Raw genomic sequence first — 5,378 nt, 5'->3', positions numbered from 1 at the left:
AGCTCAGCGCATTGAACAGGCTCGGCTCGCCCCCGTCGATGATCTGCGCCCGGTCCAGGAGCGGCAGCGTCGGCGCAACCGGCGGCAGACCTTCGAGCACCACGGAGCCAAGCGCGAAGACGTTCCCGACCTGAATATCCCGGGATCCGCTCCCTGACGCGGCGCCAAAGTCCGTTTGCTCGTCCTCTGGTCCCATACCTCAAACAATCCCGCTTCGCGTCAATACGCCTTGACCGTAGGTCGGCAGGAAACTTCACGCAACTTCCGGTTCTCCAAACACCCCCAAAATCCGGCTTCAATGGCTCATCCGGCGACACTCCCGCCCCGGAAAACCATCCCGCGCGCCCGTCCCCGCAAATGAACCAGCGCAACGGAAAAACCAGAGGAGGACCCTACAATGGTCCAGACCACACGCCGCAAACTGATGGCCCTCGCCATCACCGCCATCGCACTCGGCTCGACCGCTGCCTGCAAACGCACCGGAACGACGCTGTCCTACGAGGGCGCCACCACACACATCCCCGTTCTGAGCGAAGCTGCCGCAGCTTTCGAAGCCGCTCACGCCGACGTCAGGATCGATATCGCTGGCGGAGGATCCTCTATCGGGGTGCGCTCGGTCGCCTCCGGCAAGGCGGACCTCGGTGGCGTCGCGCGAGACCTGACGCCGGAAGAAGCTAAAGCGGTTCTCGTAATCCCGTTCGCACGGGATGCGCTGGCTGTCGTCGTAGGCGAAGACGTCGCGATCGATGGGATCACGCTGGGCGAGCTGCATGACCTCTATGCGGCATCTTCCCCACCGGACGGGATGTCCCGCATCTCCAAGGCATGGGCGCACGGCACGGCGCAGGCCTTCGCCAAGGGTGTGGCTCTCGCGCAGACCGACGTGATGTCCGAAGCCGTCGCAGGGTCGAATGGAGAAGTGCTTGCCATGATCGCGGCGCTGCCGGCTTCGATCGGCTACGTCTCGGCATCCGACGCAATGGCCGCGATTGAAAGTGGGGCGCCGATCCGCATCCTCCCGGTCGAGGGCGTGTACCCGACGCTCAGCACGCTTGCCGACGGCAGCTATCCGCTTGCACGCACCTTGTGGCTGACCCTGCCGAAGCCCGCCCCAGGGCGGACACGCCCGGCGTCAGCTGATTTTGTGGCTTTCCTCATGGGCCCCGAAGTCGGTGCGATGCTCAGTGCGCGGGGATTTCTGCCTGTGCCCTGATTGCGATCAGGCCCGTGTCCCCAGGGGCGCGGGCCACAATGCACGAAGTTTCGCGCGAGTTCCCGGCGAAGACCAACATAACAGGATCCCGCAAACTGGCCATCATCGAAACCTGAACCGACCCGGCCGACCGTCCCCGCAAAAGAACCAACCGCCGGGTCAGACCAGAAGCACCAAGGCACCCTGAAGAGCGCAATTCTTGGCGCGTTTCGGGCTGCCTGGCAACAGTAAGGAGTGGAAAATGAAATCCGAAAAGAGGAATGCCGATTGGAATCTGATTGCGTGCGCCGCCATCATTGGCGCGATCGCGCCAATCGCGGTCCTTGCGATGCTTTGGTTCATCGGCCTCGAAAGTAAGGCATTTTTCGGGGACCATGGGTGGCGCGACCTGCTGGCACTGGATTGGCGGCCAGTCGCCGCAAGCTACGGTCTGGCACCGCTCGTCACCGCGACCTTCGAGATGGCTGCGATAGCGACCGGCCTTTCCGTTCTGTTCGGCATTCCGGCCGCCGTGCGCCTGGTTTTTTTCGCAGGGGATCGCGAAAGCCTCGTTTGCCAGGCAGCGCTCGGTGCGATGGCGGGACTGCCTTCGGTCATTGTGGGGCTGGCCGGGTTGACCCTTCTGGTCCCGGCCATGGGTTTCACGATGATATCCGGTGCCGCCACGCTCTTCGTGATGATTTTTCCGGTCTTCACATTGCTGGTCGCAGCAGCGCTGCGTCAGGAGGGAGACCGGCTCAGGCCCTGCGGATATGCACTCGGCTACTCGCGGCGCGACTTCGTCTACAGGATCGTCCTGCGCGCCGTGCTGCCCTCTATTATTCTTGCGGCGACGCTTGGGCTCGGCAAGGCGATGGGTGAAGCCACTGCCGTATCCTTGGTCATCGGCAACATTTCCGCAGGGGTCCTGCCCGATCTGTTCGGACCTGCAAACACCCTGACCACCGCAATCCTGAAGGACCATGCTGCTGCGACCGGCGCGCACCTGTCTGCCCTCTACGTCGCGGCGACCACGCTGTCAGTGCTCATCCTTACCCTCAACCTTCTGGGTGCAGGTCTGGCGAGGGCGGTGCGGCGGCGCCTGAGCCTAAGCTGAACACCCAAGCATCCACAGAAAGGAACTGCCCCATGAAACTGCTTGAACGTCTCGGACTTCTGATCCCGATCCTGCTTATGTCCGCTCTGCTGATCTGGCTCGGCCATGCCGGCGCAACCCGTCTGAGCCTGAGCTTCCTGATAGAGGCCCCGAAAAATGCGGGCCTGTCGGGTGGCATCGGTCCTATCCTCGGCAATACCTTCATCATCGTTGGCCTGGCGCTGACCATCGCAGTTCCGGTCGCTCTGGCCGCGGCAATCGCTCACAACGGCGCACGCCCACGCCGGCATGGCATCAAAGGACGTGTCCTGACTACGGCCCGCCAGATCGTCGATGTCGGCCTGTGTCTGCCAAGACTTCTGTGGGGCCTCGCTGGAGCGGCGATCTTTGGCCATGCCCTCGGTCTCGGGGTCTCGGCGGCAGCCGGGGTGCTGACGCTTGCGGCGCTTCTCATTCCAATCATGACATCCGGGTTCAACGAAGGCCTGTCACGCGCCATGGAACGCCATGCGGCCCCGTGCAGGGCGCTGGGATACAGCGAACAGCAAATACTGATGCACGTGGTCGTGCCCGCGGCATGGCCAAGCCTCACGATCTCGATTCTGCTTGCAGGCGCGCGTGCATTCGGGGACGCGGCGGCCCTCGTTCTGACGGCTGGTTTCAGTTCGCGGCTGATCGAAAGTTGGGACAGCAGCGGCTCGACGCTCGCGGTCTATGTCTACATGCTGGCGGTCGAAATCGGCGGTGGGCTGCCCACTGCTGCGGCCGCAGCCTTCGTGCTCCTGCTTCTGACGATCACGCTGCAGTTGCTGGTGGTCGTCGCATCGCGGCCATAGCGCGGGCGGATGGACCCGTGAGGCAGATCTGAAGCTCTATTGCCATCTCTTGAAGTCAAAGGATGCGACAGATGGCTTCCACTTCGGCCGCAACATGTCGCGGCCGAACCTCAAAAAGGTCTTCATGCCCACACTGCATGACTGGCTGGCCCGTAGCTGTGAAAACCCAAGCCGGAAACGAGAGCTGGCACTTCAAGAGCCGCGAGTAGATTATGAGATCCCACCGGCTCAATTTTGCGTGGCTGGAATGGCGACATAGCCGTACTTGCGTGTGATGCTTTCACTGTCCGGGACTGCCATGGGTTCAACTCTTGTCCTGCTCTGGTTTGCTGTCCGCCCGGTTCAGGAAGCGGAACATGCCTTCATACCGGACGGGATGCAGCGACAGATCCGCCGCCAGTGGCGTGTCGTCGAGCATCTCCACCCGGCCGTTGCGGTCCAGCCGGAACGATACGCGAAACAGGGTCGTCCCGTAGCAGGCCGTACCGCTGCCGGACCAGGTATCGCCGTCCTGCGCGATCTGCAGCGGTTCGATGAGTTCAGACAGGCGGGTTCGGTCCGTCTCGGGCGTGTCGTCGATCAGAGCCAGATCGCCTATCCCGTCAACGATCCTGAAGGGGCCATCGTCGCCGCCGACCGCAGCGCAGTACAGCCGCAGGTATGCCGCCGCCTTTTCCGCATCACCCATATCGATGAGGCCCGCAGTGTTCAGTGCCTGTAGCGGTTGCGCTGTGCCGTAAAGGCCGACCACACCGGCCGGGCCGATCAGCAGGGTGGCGGCGGCCGGTGGATCGGATGCGATGGCGATGTCGGCGAGGACCAGCCCGGCGCAGCACGGCAGACGGGCGATACGCAGGCCAGTCACCTGATGGGTTTCGGTGAAGGGCGTGTCACCAGCGGCCAGGTCGAGCCTTGCAAGCAACTCCAGCGCGGCGCCGCGATCGGGATGCGTCCAATCAAATCCCGGCGCCATGATCGGAAGCGCGACAGGCATGTCCAGCGCGCCAAGCCGCTGGTCGAGCGCGGCCTCGACAGCGGCCGGATCCCGGCCACCTGTGGCGACTGGCGTCACGCCCACCTCGGCGAGAAGCGGGGCGAGACGACCCATGTCGGGTTCTTCGCCGAGGGCGGCGCAGGCGGCGGCGTAATCTTTCAGGATTTGCCCGAAGAGCCCGCCATGCGCATCCGGATGCCGGGCCATGAAGGGCGCCAGCAGGGCTGCGGCCTCCAGGCACGCCGCCCGGCAGCGGGCATGGTCGCCAAGATCGCGGTGCATGTCCGACAGAACGCTGATGGACATGGCCAGGTTGGGCGTGAAGGCCTCCGGCCGCGCGCCCACGAGGTCGCGGTAGAGCACCACCGCCTCTTCAGCGGCCCCCAGCGCGGCCTCCCGGCGCCCGAGCGCCGAGAGGACTTTCGCGAGGTTGTTCAGCGATCCGGCCAGGTTGGGCGTGAAGGCCTCCGGCCGCGCGCCCACGAGGTCGCGGTAGAGCACCACCGCCTCTTCAGCGGCCCCCAGCGCGGCCTCCCGGCGCCCGAGATCCGAGAGAAATCTCGCGAGGTTGTTCAGCGATGCGGCCAGGTCCGGCGTGAAGGCCTCCGGCCGCGCGGCGGCGAGGTCGCGGCGCAGCGCCACGGCCTCCTCGGCGGCCTCCAGCGCGGCCTCCCGGCGCCCGAGATCCGAGAGAAAGCCCGCGAGGTTGTTCAGCGACATGGCCAGGTCCGGCGTGAAGGCCTCCGGCCGCGCGGCGGCGAGGTCTCGGCGCAGCGCCACAGCCTCCTCGGCGGCCTCCAGCGCGTCCTCCCGGCGACCAAGGCCCGAGAGGAAGCCCGCGAGGTTGTTCAGCGAAATGGCCAGGTCCGGCGTGAAGGCCTCCGGCCGCGCGGCGGCGAGGTCGCGGTAGAGCGCCACGGCCTCTTCTGCGGCCCCCAGCGCGTCCTCCCGGCGGCCGAGATCCGAGAGATGGTTCGCGAGGTTGTTCAGCGATCCGGCCAGGTCCGGCGTGAAGGCCTCCGGCCGCGCGGCCACGAGGTCGCGGTAGAGCGCCACAGCCTCCTCGGCGGCCGCCAGCGCCTCCTCCCGGCGGCCGAGCGCCGAGAGGTGGTTCGCGAGGGTGTTCAGCGATGCGGCCAGGTTGGGCGTGAAGGCCTCCGGCCGCGCGGCGGCGAGGTCGCGGTAGAGCGCCACGGCCTCTTCTGCGGCCCCCAGCGCGTCCTCCCGGCGGCCGAGATC

5 protein-coding genes are annotated in these 5,378 nt (G+C 65.7%); 3 read left to right on the top strand and 2 right to left on the bottom strand.

Going from position 1 to position 5,378, the window contains the following annotated elements:
* On the bottom strand, positions 1 to 196 hold a 196-nt coding region (locus tag CHB75_RS21000), incomplete at its 3' end, for a hypothetical protein (RefSeq protein WP_141135171.1).
* Between the two features lie 201 nt (positions 197 to 397).
* Between CHB75_RS21000 and CHB75_RS20995 the strand changes: the two genes are divergently transcribed.
* The 3 genes from CHB75_RS20995 to CHB75_RS20985 all read left to right on the top strand — a co-directional run bounded on the left by CHB75_RS20995 (position 398) and on the right by CHB75_RS20985 (position 3,145).
* Positions 398 to 1,213: a substrate-binding domain-containing protein gene (locus CHB75_RS20995; protein ID WP_089274094.1), complete on the top strand. Its 816-nt coding sequence runs from the start codon at positions 398 to 400 to the stop codon at positions 1,211 to 1,213.
* 241 nt (positions 1,214 to 1,454) lie between these two features.
* Entirely contained in the window at positions 1,455 to 2,309 is an 855-nt protein-coding gene (locus CHB75_RS20990) for a PstC family ABC transporter permease (RefSeq protein ID WP_089274092.1), read from the top strand.
* 32 nt (positions 2,310 to 2,341) lie between these two features.
* On the top strand, positions 2,342 to 3,145 hold the full coding sequence (locus tag CHB75_RS20985) for an ABC transporter permease subunit (RefSeq protein WP_089274090.1): 804 nt from the start codon (positions 2,342 to 2,344) through the stop codon (positions 3,143 to 3,145).
* 304 nt (positions 3,146 to 3,449) lie between these two features.
* Here CHB75_RS20985 and CHB75_RS21830 read toward each other — a convergent pair.
* Positions 3,450 to 5,378: tetratricopeptide repeat protein (locus tag CHB75_RS21830; protein WP_176439244.1), on the bottom strand; the 1,929-nt coding region annotated here is incomplete at its 5' end.

Origin of the sequence: Puniceibacterium sediminis, from assembly GCF_900188035.1 — a bacterium.
Taxonomy (GTDB): domain Bacteria; phylum Pseudomonadota; class Alphaproteobacteria; order Rhodobacterales; family Rhodobacteraceae; genus Puniceibacterium; species Puniceibacterium sediminis.
The sequence above is the reverse complement of the archived record's forward strand: the minus strand, read 5'-3'. Positions and strand labels throughout refer to the sequence as shown.